Origin of the sequence: Marinomonas algae (assembly GCF_047525555.1) — a bacterium.
Taxonomy (GTDB): Bacteria; Pseudomonadota; Gammaproteobacteria; order Pseudomonadales; family Marinomonadaceae; genus Marinomonas.
On sequence record NZ_JBLIXK010000010.1, the window covers coordinates 16,192 to 34,894 of the forward strand.

Here is an 18,703-nt window from a genome sequence, read left to right on the forward strand (position 1 = left end):
TTCAGCAATAGCATCATGTTTGCCATTATAAACTATAAAAACAGAGGTGATATTGAAAAAACTTAGTACTCAACTCATCCACATTCGAACCAGTGAACACATAAGGAATACGATAGTACTGATGTATAAGACCACTCTGTCTAAGTTATTTCCTCGCTTGTAACAAAACCAGTGGAAAAACCAATAGCTAATTGCCAACACAGCGAATGAGGGCAAATGAATGGCTCCTACAAAACCAGATAAACCAAATTGATTAAAAGGCTGGGCTGGGTAAATAAAGCCCACCATGGCAGCAATAGAGGTAAAAATGGCAAAACCTAGAATGGTGCCTTCAATGTTCTTTTCAGGATTATCACTACTCATATGAAGAAGCTGCCCCATCACTCGACCACAGTTGCCAGCGAGTAGCGAAATCACACCAAAACCTAAACCAATAGGAATGTTAGCGACTCTATTCATTTGGCGAGGGGCAATTTGGATCGACCGCAAAGTGAAGATCATAAGTAAGATTGCGAAGATAGCGACCAAGAGAAAAAATACATTAAAGGTCACGAAGTTGATCAGAGATAATAACTGAGCCCCGATTATGCCGCCCATCGCGAAACCGGGAGCGAAGTTAATCATGTGCTGAAAATCCACCTGCCCTTTTTGCATCGCTCGAATCCAAGCATGTAAATGAGCCGGAATAAAGGCAACGAGGCAAGTGGCAATCACTGGCAGCATTACATCTTCAAAGGAAACATCAAACAAAGGGAGAAAGAAATAAAAAGAAGGCAAAGCAATAAGAGCAGGAGCACATCGAATAAGGCTGCTAACAGCACCCGCTCCAGAACCAATTAAAACTAATAACAAACACCATTCTAGTATCATAAAACAGCAAGCTCAGCTTAAACACATTCCAAACGATTTGAACAAAAATAAAAAAAGCAGACAAAAGTCTGCTTTTCTAATGATTCAAAGAAAGACACTAATCGCGGTATACGACGCTGCGAATCCTTTCTTGAATTAAGGTTGCTAACTTATCAGGCTGAAACTTAGATAAGAAGTCATCACAACCCACCTTCTGAACCATTGCCTTATTAAAACTACCACTTAAAGAAGTATGAAGAACAATATGAAGGTCTTTTAAACGTGGATCTTCACGCACTTCTCTTGTCAGACGATAACCATCCATTTCAGGCATTTCTGCGTCAGTGATCATCATCAAAAGTTTTTCTGGAACGATTTCGCCACTATCAGCCCATTTCTTGAGCTTCTCGAGGCCTCGTTTACCGTCTGTAGCCGTATGAACCTTGATCCCCATGAAATCCAGAGTAGATTGACATTGAGCCAAACCAACAGAGGAATCATCAACTACTAATACTTCTAAGCCTTTAGCAAGAGAAAGTAAGTCTTCATCAATAACATCATCGCTGACAGTACTATCGTATGGTGCAATTTCAGCCAAGACTTTCTCAACATCAATAATCTCAACAATACGCTCATTAACTCGAGTAATGGCTGTTAAATAATGTTGACGGCCTGTTCCATCTGGTGGTGGTAAGATTTCATTCCAGTTCATGTTAATAATGCGATCAACATCACCTACCATAAAACCTTGTACTGTATTGTTGTACTCTGTAACGATCAGATTAGATGGCTTAGTGCGGTCTATCGGCTTCATACCAATAGACTCAGATAAATCAATAACAGGAATGGTTCTGCCTCGAAAATGAGTAACACCCGCAACTGAAGGGTGTCTATGAGGCATAAGATTGAGCCTAGGAAGTTGTACTACTTCTTGAACCTTAAATACGTTGATTGCAAACATTTGCATTCCACCAAGACGGAACATAAGCAGTTCCAATCGGTTTTCGCCTACCAACTTGGTTCTTTGGTCTACAGCTTCTAACATGCTCGCCATATTTTACTCCAAACGTTTTTCTAAATGATGCTTAGATCCATTATAACCATGATATTGCATTCAGCTATGAGTTACAGTATTTTTTTGCGACAAAACAGGTGTTTAGTGTCTTACCAAATAGCTTAAACTCTTAAAGCTTAACACTTATTTATTTTTTATCACCTCAATCTACAAGAAATGCGAGCCTATTTTGCTCTATTTCGTAACACTGAATTCCACTTTAAAAACACAACGCAATAAGACGAGTAATTTATGATCGATATCGGCGTCAATATTAACCATAGCTTTCTTCTGGATAACCTAGAGCAGACCCTAACTGAAATGCGAGAAGTTGGCGTTAACGGCATGATTTGTATTGCATCAGATTTAGACGAAAGCAAATTAGTACAAAAACTAGGGCAAGAACACACTAAAATTTGGAACACCCTTGGTTGCCATCCTCATCAAGCAAAAACCTGGAGCAAAAGCAGTAAAGCGGATTTCTCCAAGCTTATCCAAACAGCAAAGCCTATCGCCATTGGAGAAACAGGGCTCGATTTCAACCGTAATTACTCTACACAAGATGAACAGTTTTATGCTTTTGATGAGCAGATCGAATTGGCACTCGAACATAATTTACCGCTTTATTTGCATGAAAGAGATGCTCATACAGAAATGCTTGAACGACTTAGGCGACATCCAGAGTTGGCAAAGAAGTCGATAATCCATTGTTTTACAGGCAACCAAGAAGAGCTGAATAATTATCTAGATTTAGGACTTTATATTGGCATTACTGGTTGGGTATGCGACGAGCGTCGAGGTGCTGACTTACAGGCTTCAGTACCACATATTCCATTAGACAAATTGTTAATCGAAACCGATGCACCTTATTTGCTACCAAGGAATATTCGACCAAGACCTAAGAAAAATCACCCAAAATACTTGCCTTGGGTTGCCATGGAAGTTGCTCGTTTAAAAGGTATAACATTAGAAGAGTTAACCTTAAATACTAATAAAAATACCGAGACTGTCTTTGGCATTGAGCTTAAAAGTACATGAGTTTTTGTGGCTGCTAACAGTAAAAGCTACAAAAGTGAGATTTGCTGAGAAAGAATGCTTTCCATATTAGTATGGAAGAACGGCAGGATGCTCTCAGCGATTGGCTCAATTTGCTTCTCTATGTAATGCTCATAATCTAAATGTACTAAATCATCTGTGGTTTCATAGGGAATCACGCCGGTTGTCTGGTACACATAGTAGACTCGCTTCCGTCCTTTATCATACTCAAGCGGTTGTCCAAGCTCAGCCCGCTTTTGATCAATAATCGCTGCAGCTCGGACGTGAGGCGGTTTGTTCTTGGTATAAGAAGACAAAGGTCGGCTCAACTGCTTGCTGTACACCAAAAACTCGTCATACTGCCCTGCTCTTAACTTTTCAATCGTGTCTTGAATGTACGGAATGGGGTTTTCATCGTTAAATATTTTTTCAAACAAGGTTCGCTGAAACTGTCTCGCCAATGGCGTCCAGTCACTTCTGGCGGCTTCCAATCCTTTAAAGACCAATTTCCCTTTTGAACGTCCAGCGTAACGCTTCTTACTGCCTTCTTCTTGGCCTCGAATTGTCGGCATAAAGAAGCGGTCATAAACTTGTTCGAATTCGAGCTCTAAATAAGAGTCTAACTGAGCGTAGTCACTGCACCATTGCTGCAAACATGAGTTCATGTCTGCACAAAGCTGCTCACCAAATAATTGCGGGTCAACCTGCGTATCATTTAACGTCACAAATAAAGAATCTGTATCGCCATAAATCACTTTAGCGCCACGCTCTTCAATCCAGGCTTTGGTTCTTGCTAACAACTCATGGCCGCGCATGGTAATAGAGCTGGCTAATTCAGCATGATAAAAACGACAAACGTTAGAGCCTAAAACGCCATAAAAAGAGTTCATTATGATTTTAATAGCGTAACTTAAAATCTCATTATGAGTTCTTTTGGCTTCTTCCCTTGCTTGAGCAAGCTCAGAGATAAGGTCTGGCAGAATGGCTTTTTCTCTGTCAAAGCTCGCGCCCAAAAAACCGGGAACAAATCGGCTATTGCTTGCATTTAATCCTTTGTTTCCCTCGTGTTGGGCAGAGACCCGCGCTAATGGATCAATATGAAAGGTGCGAACAATACTTGGATACAGACTTTTAAAATCAAACACCAAGACATTCTTATAAAGCCCTGGAATTGAAGACATCACAAAGCCACCAGGACTGGGCACAAAGTCCTCATCACGCCAAGCCGGAGCGACAAAACCAGCTTTATGTAAACGTGGCAAATAAAGGTTTTCAAACGAAGCAACAGAGCCGCCCGGTTGTTCTAAAGGAATCCCCGTTAGGTCAACACGAGTTTGTTGTAGCTCAATTAATTTGAGTTTTTCAAAGATTCTGAGAACCAAATCACAATCTTGCAGGTTGTAAGCAACAAAAGCGTTTAAGTCTTCTTTGTGTAGGCGTTCTATTTCTTGCCAACGATCACCACCATGCAATAGCTTGCCGTCGTCTAAAATTTCTTTACTGACATTATTTAGACTGTATGACTCAAAATGATAGCCGCCCACTTTTAGTAAAGTGATGCCGTCTAACGCTACTCGCCCCGGAATACTAATAAAATATCGCCCCTGATTATCAGACGATCGAATGTTCCAGCTTTCACCATTTACGCCAAATGCTGGTCGAATCCCTAATATCTGACAGCGTTGGTCAATAAACTGCAAATCAAAGCCAATTAAATTCCAACCAATAAAAACATCGGGAGAATGGGTTCTCACATATCGCATAAAGGCCAATAGCAAACTTTTTTCGTCGGAAAAAGTATGAACCAACTCGGTATCAACAGGTTTTTTTGTGACAACGAAGGCGATGCGTTGGTCTTTTGCGGTAATACCAATGGATAGCAAGGTATTCGTGGAAACTGAGGTTTCAATATCCAAGGACCAAACCTTCCAATCTGGGCGCCAATCACCTGCAATGATTTTGGCTTGGCGATAGACTTGATTCGCCGCATCGGGAACACCGATAAACCGAACAGAGCCTCGGATATTGCGTTCCATTAAATAGCGATTATGGGCTTTAATGTCTTCTTCAAAAACGGAATAATCGTTGCGCTTTACTAAGCTCACCATTTGCTGGTGGATAGTCAGACTATGGCTTTGAATAATAGTAACGGGAGCGTTATCAAAAGATCGAAACTGGGATTCAGTACATTGAACCCCAGCAACGTCATTAGGAAGACTATCGAATGGTGCATCAGTGAAAAAAACACTTTGTTGCTTGTCCGGTAGGACCTTAACGGTTCCTTCCGGTGTTTTAATAAAGAGGCTCATTTCTATCTGGCCGCCTACTTCGCGAGTATGGCGGCTGACGATATAGCCATGCTTTTCTACAAACATTCAAACAACCCAGATTAATGAAAAAGTACCTAATTATAACCCACGTAATAAAAGCATGGGCGGCACTTTTAACACAGTCCTGCTGGCAAATATACCAATGGTTGAAATCACCCCAACACCGATTAATGGGCCAAATAGCCACAAAGACAAATGGAAACTTGGAGCGGTGTTAAATACAAACACCTGTAATCCATATAAACAAGCCTCAGCGCCAATGGCAGCTATCAATCCAGAGAAAAAGCCAAGCGCACCAAACTCAACAAACAAGGCTTGTCTTACCAATGAACTTTTCGCACCCAACACTCGAAGTAATGCGCCTTCTTCCAACCTTTCTTCCAATGTGGATCGCACACTGGCGAGCAAAACCAAAGCGCCAGCACTCAGAATACAAAGTAAAACCAATTGGATTGCTTGAGATAGCTGTCCGATGATCGTTTGTATCTGCTTCAAGATATCGCCTACGTTTAAAATAGACACGGTTGGGAATTGTGACATCGCACGATAGAAAGGCTGAGCAGACTCATCGCTAATAAATAAACTGCTCACAAAGTTCGCTGGATAATCTTCTAAAGCACTTTTAGGTAAAATGAGATAGAAGTTAGGCTGCATAGAACCCCAATCAACCGTGCGAACAGACGTAATCGGCAAGGTAACAACATTACCACCAATGTTGATGGTTAATTCATCCCCAAGGGAAAGGTTCGCTTCTTTAGCCGCTTCCTGCTCAACAGATAAACCTTCTGCACTGAAATCGCCAGCCACTAATTCATTCCCTTCACCAAGCGTATCAGACCAAGTGAGATTTAACTCACGCTCAAATAATTCTGGCTCACCTCGAGCTTCTGGATAAAGGTCTTGAACCAAGTCTTCATTAACCGCAGTAACGCGGCCACGAACCATAGGGTACCAGTCAGATTTCTCAACATTAAGCTGAGTTGTCTCATTATTGATTTGCTCGATTTGGTTGGCTTGAACATTAAACAAATAATGATTCGGAGCGTCTTCTGGTAACTGTTGCTGCCAATCGGCAATCAAACTTGATTTAATTCCGATCAAGATCAGAGTCAGCATGATAATTAGAGTGAAAACCAGAAGCTGAAACAAATTTGGAACTAAGCGGCGATACAAAGAAGCCAAGCCAATTTGCCAACCACTGGTTGCACCAGAAGTAAGCGAGCGCCCTAGCCTGAAAGCCAACCAACCAATTCCAGCCACTAACAAACTAATGCCAGCAATCACTACCGTCATAATGCTTGGCAGCAAAATACCATTGGTATAAAGGCACATCAAACCATACATACCAATAAAACCAATGACATAAACAAACAAGGTGTTTTGTTCAATTTTGGCATTGGGTTGCAGCACGGATAATGGCGAGATTTTTATTAGTCTCATCATAAGTGGCAAACAAAATACCAACATGGAAATAAAACCAGTTGCGGCACCTAACCACAAACGATCGACAGAAGGCGCAGGCAAACTGGTTGAAACCAAGCTAGATAACAAGGAAACGATAATCTCCTGTATTCCCCAACCAAGTCCAAGACCAATAAGCGCCCCAACAATTAACAAGGCGAATAATTGCTGAGCAAATATTCGCGTTAATAATTTCGGCGTGGCGCCAAGTGTTTTTAAGATCGCAACTTGCATGAGGTGGCGTTTAACAAAACGAGCAGAAGCAAGCGCCATGGCAACACCCGACATAACAACGGCTAACGTACCGGCAAGCAATAAGAAAGATTCTGCACGACCAATAGTGTCGCCAATACGTTCGCCACGCTGAGCAGGAGTTTGCCAACGCTGTCCGTCTTCAAGTTGTGGTTTAACCCATTCTTCGTATTCTGATAAAGCTTCTCTGTCGCCAGCTAGCAATAACGAATAACGAACGCGGCTGCCTGGAATAATAACATTGGTAGCAGCAAGGTCTTGTATATTCATTACTGCACGCGGGGAGATAGCGAAAGCGGATGTGCTTGAGCCTGGATCCCTTACGAGATAATTGGAAACGGTTAATGAAGCTTCGCCTACTTCTACTTCATCACCAATGCTGATGTTTAGCAAACTAGCGAGTCTGGATGATACCCAAACTTCGCCTTGCTTAGGGGAATCTGCTGTACTCTTTCCTGTACCGAACAAGGTGTCATCAACAAGATAAGCGCCTCGTAGCGGATAATTATCACTCACCGCACTAAGTTGAGATAATTGGAGGGAGTCTTTAGCGAACATCATGGTAGTAAAAGAAGTTCGCTCAGCTTGCTCTAACGATAAGCTCCGAGCTTCCTGCTTCCATTCATCTGAAATAAGCTCATCTGATCGAATTAAACGATCGGCCGCCAAAAGGTTAGCAGATTCTTGCTCAAAAGAAAGTTGCAGACGATCAATGAAAAGCCCAATTGAGGTGACCGTGCTCACTGAAATAATAAGCGCCATGAGAAGTGTGATTAAATCCCCACTTCGGATGTCTCTTAACATCAAACGAAACGTAAAACTCATAGCGATTTTTCCGTAAGCTGACCCGCAGACATGACCAATTGACGGTCGCACATTTTCGCAAGCTCATTATCGTGAGTTACCATCACCAGAGTGGTTCCCTGTGATTTGTTTAAATCAAACAAGAGCTCAATAATCAGATTGCCGTTTTCTTCATCAAGGTTCCCTGTTGGTTCATCCGCGAACAGGATTTTAGGTTGGGAAGCAAAGGCTCTTGCAATGGCTACACGCTGTTGCTCACCGCCCGATAATTGATTTGGATAATGAGTTAATCGGTGAGACAAGCCTACTTTCTCTAACAAGGCTTCTGCTTTCTTACGAGCGTCTTTGTCACCTTTCAATTCTGCTGGCAACATGACGTTTTCTATTGCCTGCAAACTAGGCAAAAGATGGAAGGATTGAAAGACAAAACCAACATACTGCCCACGTATTAATGCTCGGTTTTCTTCGCTTTGGTCAGAGAAAGGTTGATCGTAAAGAGTGATGTCTCCTGATGTATTCACATCCAAACCTGCTAACAATCCTAATAATGTTGATTTACCTGAGCCGGAAGAACCTACGATTGCCACAGATTGACCTTCCATAATTTCCATATTTATTCCTTTCAATATGGTTAAATTCCCTGTATTCGAAGTTACTGTATGCGTTAGATTAGTAACTTTAATCGCGGTACTCTTTGCCATGCTGTTTCACTCTATAAGGTTTAATATGTTTATAAAAAGACACTTCGTACTACTCTGTACAATAACATTTCTCTTCATTAGCTCATTTGCTTCGGCGTCTACGTTATTGGTTATGGGCGATAGTCTTAGTGCAGCCTATAACTTACGACAACAAGATGGTTGGGTTAGTTTACTAGAAAAGCAACTTTCTCAATCAAACCCTGAAATAAAGGTTGTAAACGCTAGCGTCAGTGGAGAAACCACTCAAGGCGGCCTTTCTCGTTTCCCTGCTTTATTAGAAAGCCACAAACCAACATGGGTCATTCTTGAGTTGGGTGCTAATGATGCATTACGAGGTTACCCTCTAAATCAGACCACAATCAATCTTGAAACCATGGTTGAGCGGGCTCATCAAGCGAATTCTAGCGTTTTACTCATTGGTAATCAGATTCCTCAGAATTATGGAAAGCGCTATACAGAGATGTTTTTTAATTTATACAAAGACATCGCAGAAAAATACAATCTAGCTTATTTACCCTTTATGCTTCAAGATGTTGCGCTGAATAAAGAGCTGATGCAAAACGATGGAATTCACCCAAATGCCAAAGGGCAACCCATCGTACTAAAGAACATATTGCCTCACTTAGAAACACTTTTAGAAAAAAATAAGGAATAGACTATGAAAGCGGTTTTTTTAGACAGAGGTTCATTCCCCGACTCCATCAATATTGAATTGCCAGCGCAAATTAGCGAAGTAGTTGAATACCAAAACACACAACCAGAACAAGTAGCAGAGCGCATCAAAGACGCTGATATCGTCTTAACCAACAAAATTGTGCTGAACGCAGACGCGATTCAAAAAGCTTCTAACCTGAAGCTGATTCAAGTTATGGCAACGGGCGTTAACAATGTGGATGCAAACGCTTGTCAGAAAAAAGGCATTGCGATACAGAATGTTGAAGGCTACTCAGTTAACAGTGTTCCTGAACATACATTTTCAATGCTCCTCGCCCTAAGAAGGAACCTTGTTTCGTATATCCAAGATGTGAAAGCGGGCAAGTGGTCGAGCTCTGAACATTTTTGTTTTTTGGATTACCCAATAAAAGATCTACACGATACCAACATGGTTATTATTGGTGGAGGCTCTTTAGGAAAAAGAGTCGGTGAAATAGCAAAAGCGTTTGGCATGAAGGTTACCTTTGCAGAACGCAAAGGAGCGAAAGAGCTTCGGACCGGTTACACAGAGTTTGAAAGCGCTTTAAAAGTAGCTGATGTAATCAGCATAAACTGCCCATTAACCGAAGAGACTAAAAACTTAATCAGCGATGCTGAATTCGCTTTAATGAAACCAAGCGCCCTGCTGCTTAATATCAGTCGTGGTGGAATCGTTGATGAACACGCATTGCTTAACGCATTCAAACAGCAAGCGATTTCCGGTGCCGCTTTTGATGTTGCTACACAAGAGCCGATGCCATTAGAGCACCCGCTACATCAATTAGCTGAGTATCCCAATTTTCTACTGACACCTCACATTGCATGGGCGAGTCATGAAGCCATGGAAACATTGGTTCATATTGCTGTCCAAAAAATTGCGGCTTTTATCGAAGCCAATAAGTAGAACATAGAATGTCATTAGAGATTTTGTATCAGGATGATTATCTGGTTGCCGTCAACAAACCGGCTGGATTACTGGTTCATCGAACCCATTTAGCCAAAGAGGAAGAAGACGCCGTCGTTCAAAGGTTAAGGGATCAAACGGGTAAATGGGTGTTTCCTGTCCATCGATTGGACAGAGGAACATCTGGCGTTTTGGTCATGGCATTTAGCCCTGAAATGGCAAGAAATCTATCGGCGCAATTCTCTGAATCTCAAACCAACAAAACATATCATTGTTTGGTTCGTGGTTTTTGTGATCCCGCAGGCACCATAGATTATCCTTTAGCCAAGCTAAATGAGCAAAAAGGTCGTTCTCGATTTAAAATTGAAGGAACAGAAAAAGAGGCTGAGACGAAATTTGTCTGCTTAACACGTTATCAAGCCCCGATTCCGGTTAGTCGTTATCAAAGCATGCGTTTAAGTTGGTTGGAAGTGACACCAAAGCAAGGGCGAAAGCATCAGATAAGAAGACATTTTAAACACTTGTTGAATCCATTGGTTGGTGATTCTTGTTACGGTTGTCGACACATTAACAAGGCTCTTAAAGCCGAATGGCCGGAACACTTTAGATTAATGCTTCATGCGTCGCATCTCGAATTCACTCACCCAGTAACAGAGGAAAAACTCACGCTAAGCGCACCTTTGAGTGACCAAATAATCGATATGCTTAATTTGCTAGCGCCTCATGAAGTTCCACTATCGGCATCAGAGCGGTAACGTCGTCTGATGCAGCCCATTTAAAAACCAAACTATCGTGTATGTCAGGGTCAAAGTTAATGCTGTTTTCTTGTCGTTCACTGACATGAAAGCCACATGACATGAGCACTTTCATTGACGCATTATTATGATCCGCCACCTGTGCATACACTTCTGTAATTCCATAGCTGGCCCATAACATCAACAAGCGCTTCAATACGAATCTGGCAATTCCTCGATTAGTAAATTCATTGGCAACACGATAAGACACTTCCATTGTCCGCTGTTTTGCATCCAATACTTGACCACTGAAACGACCAATCAACTCTCCGCTGGGCAAAACCACCAGATACTGTAGATTTTTAAACCTCCCATTGAGTAAATATCTAAAATAGTTCTCTGTTTGCTTACGCAAAACGTGTTTTGGCAAAAACTGAGAAAACCATCTTCTATTTCGAAACTCGAAAAGAAGAATGCTGTTAAGGTCTGCTTCTGTTGCTTGCCGGATAATTAATGATCTTTTCATATCGAAACACACGCCCCACATAAAGGATTACCTTCTAGCTTAGTGCAGATATGCGATAAATGCAGAAGATTACGCCTTTTTAACTGAATCCCCTTCTCCTAAATGATAAAATCTATAAGACAATACAGTGTTATAAGGTATCATTCATGAAGAAGCGAAATTTAGTCTACTCAACGGATCAAGGGCGCTTATGTCCAGATTGTGAACATTCAGTAGAAGACTGCCAATGTAAGAATGAGCAAGTCATTGGTGATGGCAAAGTACTCATTTCTTTAGAAACAAAAGGCAGAAAAGGCAAAGGTGTTACTGTTATTAAGGGCTTGCCTATTACACAAGACGAGCTAAAAAAACTAGGCAAAAAACTGAAAACCCAATGCGGTACTGGCGGTGCAGTTAAAGACGGCCAAATTGAAATACAAGGCGATCAACGTCAACAAATTAAAGTCATGCTTGAAAAGGAAGGCTATTCAAGCAAATTCAATGGCGGCTAATGTTGTTTTTCATAATGAAAACCATGGCATCTATAGTAAAGAAAACTGAAGTGATACAGACAAATCAAGCGTTATTAACTATGATGGAACTAATCTCCTTTAATAAAAAACATGGTTACAGCAGAGGCGCGAATGTTCCAGCATAATAAGCAACAAGCAGATCATTTAATGCGGTCAGCCATTCCTTTAATGGAGAAATTAGATATTCCACCAACGCCCTATAATTATGGGATTTGGTATGAGTACGCCTCCAACAGAACACCTGAATTGAACAAAGTTGTTGATACCGCTTTACGTCGATTCGGCAGCTTACCTGCTTTTGTTTCTCAGGAGCTATTTAGCGAGTTTTTATTGTCTGAAGAGTTTCAGCACGCCCATCGACAAGGTCCTGTATTAAAACAACTCACGGATAACCTAGAGTCTGAATCTGGCCAAGTTACTGATGAATTAACTCAGTTTTCCAAAATGCTTAGCCAGGGAAAGAAGGCCTTAAAAAACACCAAGGACACAAATCAAATTGAACGTATTGCTTCATTGCTCGAATTAAATACGTTCAAAATGAATCGAGTTGTTGAACACTTCAATGACTCATTGGTATCTGCTCAAGAAGAGCTAGCAACATTGAGAGCAGAACTAGCAGACGCAAAACAAAGCACTGAATTAGATCCTATGACCTTGTTGGCTAATGAAAAAGGCTTTGAGCGCACACTCTTCTCGTTAGTGCCTTATGCCGAAGATGATTTAACTCTATTGATGATTGACATAGATGATCTAGGTAGCATTAATCAGGAATACACTAAAAAAGCCGGTACCTCTCTTATTCGTTACATAGCAAAGCTCTTACGAAGCTTATTACCAGAAGGTGGTTTTCTTGCACGCTTCCAAGGTGGACGATATGCCATGCTACTCAGTGAGACAGAGCTAAGCGAGGCAGCAGAACTGGCTGAGCACATACGTCATCAAGTTTCCATACAGAAAATACGTTACAAACAATCTAAAGTGCCTTTACGTCAGGTTACAGTATCTATTGGTTTGGGAACTCTATTTGGAAATGAAAGCCCTAACGACCTCATTGAGAAAGCTCAACATTACTTAGTATTTGCCAAACGGTCTGGCAAAAACTGCGTTACACATCACGAATAAAGACTTTTGCTTTAAGGTAACAACATGCCAAAAACCTCAAGCCAAGCACATTGCACTTTGTTTCAAGTGCGCGACTACGAATGTGATATGCAAGGCATAGTAAATAATGCGGTCTATCAAAATTATTTAGAGCACGCCCGTCATCAATTTATCAAAACAAAAGGGCTAGACTTCGCCGAAATTACTAAACAAGGTATACATCTCGTCCTAATCAAAGCTGAGCTTGACTACAAGCGATCACTGCAAAGCAGTGATGAGTTTTACATTCAAACCAGCGCAGAAAGAATCTCAAAACTAAAACTGGCTTTTAATCAAAGCGTATACAGAGCAAAAGACGATCAACTTATGCTGCAAGCCAAAATGACAGTGACATCCACCACCAAAGAAGGTCGACCAGTTGTGTTTGAGCAAGCTGACGTGCTGCTGACTAATTAAGTCCGTAGTATCAAAAGATAGTTTTTTAAAAATGAAAGCACCACAACGCCCTACCTTACCCCTTAATTAGATATAAGCAAAACATTGAGTAAGAGAAATAAAAAAGCCGAATAGACATAAATCTATTCGGCTTCTATTGATGTACTTTTTTCAGTACAAGATCAAGACTTAACTCTAACATCTTAATCTTTAAGGAATAATGGCGGTGAGCAAGAGATTCGAACTCTTGATGCCTTTCGACATACACGCTTTCCAGGCGTGCTCCTTCGGCCACTCGGACAGCTCACCAAAACAAATAAATACGCTCTGCGTAATTTCTGCGCGTATTTTAGAGAGCAATACTTTAGATTGCAACTTGTTTTGTAAAATAAACCTTAAGAATTAATCTCTTACCCATTCTAGACGTTCACTGAGCCTTGTGTCGGTAACAATATTACCGGCTTTTTCCGGTGTGCCTGCATAGATCAAGCCAATGATTTGATCATTTTGCTCTAACCCAAGAAGTTCTTTTGCCTTTTCAGTAAAACAAGCAGGTCCGCTACGCCACATCCCACCATAACCGAGCGCACTTAATCCAAGCAGAACTTGTTGAGCCGCTGCAGACGATGCCATGACTTGTTCAACTTCAGGAACTTTCGGATGCTCTTGTATGCGAGCGTAAACCAGTAGAACAGCAGGTGCACGAAAGGCTTTTTTGATAAAAGCCTCTTCTTTACTTTCAGGCATAGATACGACTTCAGATAAAGCATGATGCCAGTATATTTGACCTAACTTTGCTCTCCCTTCACCTTCATAAATACGGAAGCGCCATGGTTTTAAGTTGCCGTGATCTGCTGCACGACTTGCTGCATCAAGAATAGATTCCCATTCACTTTGCGTTGGAGCTGGCGCATTTAGTAGCGGTTGGGATACACGATTACGCATGAATGTTATAAATTCTTTACTCATAAGACATTGAATTCCGTTAATATGATGGGATTGCAGAAAGCAAGTATACTGTTTTATTACGCCTAAACAATAATGGATATCATGCCCATTTTTCGTGGGTCTAGGGGGAATTATGCCAAAGTGGCTTATCTGGACATTGCTAGAGCTCACGACTTTTCTTATGCTGGCTAATTTAACCTTTTTATGGCTTTCTCACCGCCTAAATAAAGACATTCAGAAACAAGAGCAAGAACCTGTAGACTCCAAAGATAGCGAGGCTAATAATACAGCTTCTGCGGATTTATCAGATAATACTAAAGTTTTTAAGCGCTTAGCACACTTCCTTGATCAGCAGATAAGCCATGCTGCAGCCATGCTCAGCCCAAAGCAAGAGAATCAGCATGAAACAAATACTTTAAAGTTATGGGGAACCATTTTAAGAGCTGAGCGTGCTATTGTTTTAAATCAAGCCAGTGAGCAGCCAAAACCAATTCTAAATCGCTTCCTTGCTAACTTACTCTATGCGATATCCACCGCCAAATTACAAACAGCGGATCCAGAGGAGTTACAGCAAAACCTAAAGGACATGGAAGATGAATTCTTTCAATCTTCCGAGTTGCTTATCACGAAAGAGTCCCTATCAAAGAATCAAATGCTGCTTAACGAAGATTTACGCAACAACATTGATCGAGCTAATAAACGCATTAAGCAAATGGGCATTAAGATTGCGGAACAACAAAGACTGCAAATAGAAATTGATGAATTACAGAGAAAAATAAAAGCCCTAGAAGCCACTCAAAAGTTACATGCAGATGACTTTCCTGAGATTCAGGCTCACTTGCATGAAACACAAAATCAAAAAGCACATACAAAAAGTGCAACCTTCAAGCAAATATCCTCTCTTAACAACCTGTCTAATCGCCAGCAAATGGTAATTGAGCAGCTAAAAATTAAAATTGATCAAGCAAGAAAAAGTCAAGGTTCTGGCGATGGTATTGAGTCTCAAAAAATTGCTATAGCAAAAATGGAAAGGTTAGCCGAAGAGTCACAAACAATCATCTTGCAATTAGAAGCGGAAATGGAGACATCAAACTTATCAATTACCTCTCTAAGACAAGATATTAATGCTAAGGATGAAAAGCTTGCCGAGCTAGAGAAAATGCTCTCGCGCAGTAACGAAACTGCGATTGGAAACCTTCAAAACCTTCATGCTAGTCGGAAAGAGACATTAGGCTCTCTACGTGATGACTTAAATATCGCTCTAGAAAGCAACTCAAGTGAGAACTTAATTGAGCAAGATAAAGACACAAAAATGCTAGAGCGGCTTCTACAAGAGTCTGAGACCTGTGTTACTTTGTTGGCTCAAGAGCTAGAAACTGCCGAAGAAGAAAACAATCAATTAAAAGTAAAAGTGAATGCTCTCGCTAAAACAAGCAGCGGAGAAACACCGCAAGAACACAGAGAGCTTCTAGAACAGCGAGAGAAAAATAGAACTCTAGTGGAACAAACAACCAATCTAAAGAATCAATTGCTAAACTCAAAATCAAGTAAAGACCTGCAAGGATTACGCGTAGAATATAATAAGAAGAGTTTAGAGTGTGATCGCCTACAATTGGCGTTTGCAGACTTAGAAATGAAATATCTAGGGACTCTTAATTAAGAGCCCCTACTCTAATAATGCATAAGATTGATTTAGGCGTTAAAGTCCAACATGCGCTGTAATGGAATAAGAGCCTTCTCTCTTGTTTCTTCTGGTACGTGGATTTCACCTAAATTGTTTTTAAGCGAATCTCGCAGCATTTCCAAGCTATTAAGCGCCATCCAAGGGCAATGGGCACAACTTCTGCAACTTGCACCTGAGCCTGCCGTCGGCGCTTCAACGAAGCGTTTATCCGGAGACGCTTGCTTCATTTTGTAGAAAATCCCTCTATCTGTTGCAACGATGAAGGTACTGTTTGTCATTTTCTTAGAGGCATTTAGCAATTGCGAAGTGGAACCTACTACATCTGCCACCTCTACAACAGATTCTGGCGACTCAGGATGAACAAGCACAGCGGCATCTGGATAAACGGCTTTTAAATCTAAAATACCTTTAGCTTTAAACTCTTCATGAACGATGCAAGCACCATCCCAAAGAATCATATCTGCACCTGTTTCACGTTGAATATATCCACCCAAATGTTGATCAGGCGCCCAAATAATCTTTTCGCCCTGCTCAACTAAATGATTAACAACATCAAGTGCAATACTTGAAGTGACAACCCAATCAGCACGAGCCTTAACAGCGGCTGAAGTATTAGCGTAAACAACGACTTTTCTGTCTGGGTGCTGATCGCAAAAAGCAGAAAACTCATCGATTGGGCAGCCAATATCTAAAGAGCAAGTTGCTTCTAATGTGGGCATTAAAATAGTTTTTTCAGGGCTTAAAATTTTAGCCGTTTCCCCCATGAATTTAACACCCGCTACCACCAGTGTTTGTGCTTCATGATTAGCGCCAAAGCGAGCCATCTCTAAGGAGTCTGCAATAATACCGCCCGTTTCTTCTGCCAACTCTTGAATCGCATCCTCTGTGTAATAGTGAGCGACTAAGGCAGCATTTTTTTGCTTAAGTAAAAGCTTGATCTCATTACGAATTTGTTCATTATCTAAAGACTCTTTCTGCAAGTTCTTCTCAGCAGAAAATAAATGCTTTTGAACGGTTTCGCGCAAGGCAGCTTTATTAAGAAGATCGGACATATCATTACCCCTTAAGAAACTGGGAGTGGAATGAGTGTTTTTGGTGGGTCGTACTGGATTCGAACCAGTGACCAATTGATTAAAAGTCAACTGCTCTACCAACTGAGCTAACGACCCAAAAATCACAAAAAGGAATTAAACGTTGGTGGGTCGTACTGGATTCGAACCAGTGACCAATTGATTAAAAGTCAACTGCTCTACCAACTGAGCTAACGACCCAACGGGTTGCGTATATTACAGAGCCCGTTGAGGATTGCAAGCTATTTAATTTTACTTAAGTAACCTGACGCTAACTTAGCAGCTTTACTTTCAGGAAAACGACCGATGACATCTTGTAAATAAGACCTAGCCTTTGCTGAGTCCCCAAGTTGGTCATTGACTGTTCCAAGCTTATACAAAGAGTCTGGCTCTTTACTGTGACCAGGAAACTTTTGAATGACGGTTGAAAAAGCGTTGATTGCTTCAACTGACTTCCCTTGCACTAATTTGACTTCACCCAACCAATAATAACCATTACCGGTTAATGTGTTATTTGGGTAATCTCGTACAAACTGAGCAAAAGCAGCTTCAGATTCATCAAACTTGCGTTCACGAATGAAATTATAAGCTTCGTTGTACTCTTGTTTAGCTTGTTCTGTTGGCGGTTGTAAAACAACAGGGGCTAGTGGCGATATTGGCGTACTAACAGTGGGTCGCTCTTGTTTAACGGGAGTCACTACAGGAGCCGGCGCTGTTTGCTCAACTGGCGAGCTAGAGGTAGTCTGTCTATTGATAGATGATGTCATAAGCAGAGACAAGCGCTTATCAAGATCGATATAACGGTCTCGCTGACTTTCTTTCATCAGTTTTAATTCATACCCCTGCTCTTCTAACTGGCCTCGTAAACTTTGCACTTCCTGTTGTAATGTTTCCAACTGGAAAAGTAACTCAGCGGCAGCAGCGGGAGATAATGCAGTTCTGGCTTGTTGAGTTTCGGCCATTGCAAATGGCGCTGTAAAACACAGCGCCATTGCAACAGAACGAACCTTTACTTTTCTAAAGATCATTTTTCGTAACGTACTTCAACTCGACGGTTTAACTGCCAAGCATTATCTTCGTGACCAAATGCTACAGGCACTTCTTCACCAAAGCTTACAGTTTCAATTTGAGATGCAGCAACGCCTTGAATAGTCAAATAACGGCTGATTGCTTTAGCACGACGCTCACCAAGAGCCATGTTGTATTCACGAGTACCACGCTCATCAGCATGGCCTTCTAATACGATACGCGCATCTGGGTTCGCAACTAGGAATTCAGCGTGTTTAGCCAAAGCTTCACGAGATTCTGGTCGCACAATGGATTTATCGAAATCAAAATAAAATACTGTTTCTACTCCAGCTAAAGAGTCCATAGCAGTTACATCATCTTCAACAATAACACTTGTTAGAGCGCCATCTTCACCAGCACCAAATGCTTGATCAGTACTTGCATCACCTTCAGACAATTCTGTTGCACTAGCTCCATCTTCTGCAACAGTTGATGAATCCGTTTCTGTTGCTGTTGTACTACAACCTGCAATCCAAGCTGCAGATAAACCGATAACAGCAAACTTACCTAATTTGTTTACGCTCATTATTAACTCCTCAATG

General features: G+C 41.3%; 18 protein-coding genes and 3 tRNA genes. 8 read left to right on the plus strand and 13 right to left on the minus strand.

The features are described from left to right. Positions 1-69 precede the first annotated feature (69 nt). Positions 70-852, minus strand: a complete 783-nt coding sequence (locus tag ACMUMQ_RS12660; protein ID WP_414682353.1) for a TSUP family transporter — start codon at positions 850-852, stop codon at positions 70-72. Positions 853-967: 115 nt separating this feature from the next. Then, the gene (locus ACMUMQ_RS12665) at positions 968-1,903 is read right to left on the minus strand and encodes a chemotaxis protein CheV (RefSeq protein ID WP_414682354.1); all 936 of its coding nucleotides are present in this window, start codon (positions 1,901-1,903) and stop codon (positions 968-970) included. A 252-nt stretch (positions 1,904-2,155) separates the two neighbouring features. On the opposite strand from ACMUMQ_RS12665, the gene ACMUMQ_RS12670 reads away from it, so the two are divergent. Next, positions 2,156-2,941 (plus strand): TatD family hydrolase, encoded by a 786-nt coding sequence (locus ACMUMQ_RS12670; protein ID WP_414682355.1) that lies wholly within the window; start codon positions 2,156-2,158, stop codon positions 2,939-2,941. A 26-nt stretch (positions 2,942-2,967) separates the two neighbouring features. On the opposite strand, the gene ACMUMQ_RS12675 is transcribed toward ACMUMQ_RS12670, so the two are convergent. Genes ACMUMQ_RS12675 through ACMUMQ_RS12685 form a run of 3 tightly spaced genes read right to left on the minus strand, consistent with a single transcriptional unit; the run spans position 2,968 to position 8,486 of the window. After that, a complete protein-coding gene (locus ACMUMQ_RS12675; RefSeq protein WP_414682356.1) occupies positions 2,968-5,313 on the minus strand; it encodes a DNA polymerase II in 2,346 nt (781 codons plus the stop codon). Between the two features lie 33 nt (positions 5,314-5,346). Further along, positions 5,347-7,806: an ABC transporter permease gene (locus ACMUMQ_RS12680; RefSeq protein ID WP_414682357.1), complete on the minus strand. Its 2,460-nt coding sequence runs from the start codon at positions 7,804-7,806 to the stop codon at positions 5,347-5,349. Next, entirely contained in the window at positions 7,803-8,486 is a 684-nt protein-coding gene (locus ACMUMQ_RS12685) for an ABC transporter ATP-binding protein (protein WP_414682358.1), read from the minus strand. Before ACMUMQ_RS12685 ends, ACMUMQ_RS12680 begins: the two co-directional genes overlap by 4 nt. Positions 8,487-8,598: 112 nt before the next feature. On the opposite strand from ACMUMQ_RS12685, the gene ACMUMQ_RS12690 reads away from it, so the two are divergent. Genes ACMUMQ_RS12690 through ACMUMQ_RS12700 form a run of 3 tightly spaced genes read left to right on the plus strand, consistent with a single transcriptional unit; the run spans position 8,599 to position 10,838 of the window. Continuing rightward, on the plus strand, positions 8,599-9,141 hold the full coding sequence (locus tag ACMUMQ_RS12690) for an arylesterase (RefSeq protein WP_414682359.1): 543 nt from the start codon (positions 8,599-8,601) through the stop codon (positions 9,139-9,141). 3 nt (positions 9,142-9,144) lie between these two features. Then, a complete protein-coding gene (locus tag ACMUMQ_RS12695) occupies positions 9,145-10,083 on the plus strand; it encodes a D-2-hydroxyacid dehydrogenase (RefSeq protein ID WP_414682360.1) in 939 nt (312 codons plus the stop codon). 8 nt (positions 10,084-10,091) lie between these two features. Continuing rightward, a complete protein-coding gene (locus ACMUMQ_RS12700) occupies positions 10,092-10,838 on the plus strand; it encodes a pseudouridine synthase (protein ID WP_414682361.1) in 747 nt (248 codons plus the stop codon). Here the strand turns inward: ACMUMQ_RS12700 and ACMUMQ_RS12705 are convergent. After that, the gene (locus ACMUMQ_RS12705) at positions 10,789-11,343 is read right to left on the minus strand and encodes a GNAT family N-acetyltransferase (protein WP_414682362.1); all 555 of its coding nucleotides are present in this window, start codon (positions 11,341-11,343) and stop codon (positions 10,789-10,791) included. The genes ACMUMQ_RS12700 and ACMUMQ_RS12705 overlap by 50 nt on opposite strands. Positions 11,344-11,489: 146 nt before the next feature. Between ACMUMQ_RS12705 and yciH the strand changes: the two genes are divergently transcribed. From yciH to ACMUMQ_RS12720, 3 genes are all read left to right on the plus strand, one after another. Continuing rightward, entirely contained in the window at positions 11,490-11,834 is a 345-nt protein-coding gene (yciH, locus tag ACMUMQ_RS12710; RefSeq protein ID WP_414682363.1) for a stress response translation initiation inhibitor YciH, read from the plus strand. Positions 11,835-11,966: 132 nt separating this feature from the next. Continuing rightward, positions 11,967-12,977 carry a GGDEF domain-containing protein gene (locus ACMUMQ_RS12715; RefSeq protein ID WP_414682364.1) on the plus strand — a complete coding sequence of 337 codons (1,011 nt, stop codon included), beginning with the start codon at positions 11,967-11,969 and terminating at the stop codon, positions 12,975-12,977. Between the two features lie 24 nt (positions 12,978-13,001). Beyond that, on the plus strand, positions 13,002-13,412 hold the full coding sequence (locus ACMUMQ_RS12720; protein ID WP_414682365.1) for an acyl-CoA thioesterase: 411 nt from the start codon (positions 13,002-13,004) through the stop codon (positions 13,410-13,412). Positions 13,413-13,612: 200 nt separating this feature from the next. On the opposite strand, the gene ACMUMQ_RS12725 is transcribed toward ACMUMQ_RS12720, so the two are convergent. Further along, a tRNA-Ser gene (locus ACMUMQ_RS12725) sits at positions 13,613-13,700 on the minus strand. A gap of 93 nt (positions 13,701-13,793) precedes the next feature. Then, a complete protein-coding gene (locus ACMUMQ_RS12730) occupies positions 13,794-14,360 on the minus strand; it encodes a nitroreductase family protein (RefSeq protein ID WP_414682366.1) in 567 nt (188 codons plus the stop codon). A gap of 112 nt (positions 14,361-14,472) precedes the next feature. On the opposite strand from ACMUMQ_RS12730, the gene ACMUMQ_RS12735 reads away from it, so the two are divergent. Next, on the plus strand, positions 14,473-15,999 hold the full coding sequence (locus tag ACMUMQ_RS12735; RefSeq protein ID WP_414682367.1) for a coiled-coil domain-containing protein: 1,527 nt from the start codon (positions 14,473-14,475) through the stop codon (positions 15,997-15,999). A 32-nt stretch (positions 16,000-16,031) separates the two neighbouring features. On the opposite strand, the gene nadA is transcribed toward ACMUMQ_RS12735, so the two are convergent. The 5 genes from nadA to pal form a co-directional block, all read right to left on the minus strand. Further along, positions 16,032-17,075, minus strand: coding sequence for a quinolinate synthase NadA (gene nadA, locus ACMUMQ_RS12740; RefSeq protein ID WP_414682368.1), 1,044 nt, complete (start codon positions 17,073-17,075; stop codon positions 16,032-16,034). A 41-nt stretch (positions 17,076-17,116) separates the two neighbouring features. Beyond that, positions 17,117-17,192 (minus strand) — tRNA-Lys (locus ACMUMQ_RS12745). Between the two features lie 26 nt (positions 17,193-17,218). Next, positions 17,219-17,294 (minus strand) — tRNA-Lys (locus ACMUMQ_RS12750). Positions 17,295-17,335: 41 nt separating this feature from the next. Beyond that, on the minus strand, positions 17,336-18,121 hold the full coding sequence (gene ybgF, locus ACMUMQ_RS12755; protein ID WP_414682369.1) for a tol-pal system protein YbgF: 786 nt from the start codon (positions 18,119-18,121) through the stop codon (positions 17,336-17,338). Next, entirely contained in the window at positions 18,118-18,687 is a 570-nt protein-coding gene (gene pal, locus ACMUMQ_RS12760; RefSeq protein WP_414682370.1) for a peptidoglycan-associated lipoprotein Pal, read from the minus strand. The genes ybgF and pal overlap by 4 nt, the downstream gene beginning before the upstream one ends. Positions 18,688-18,703: the final 16 nt, after the last annotated feature.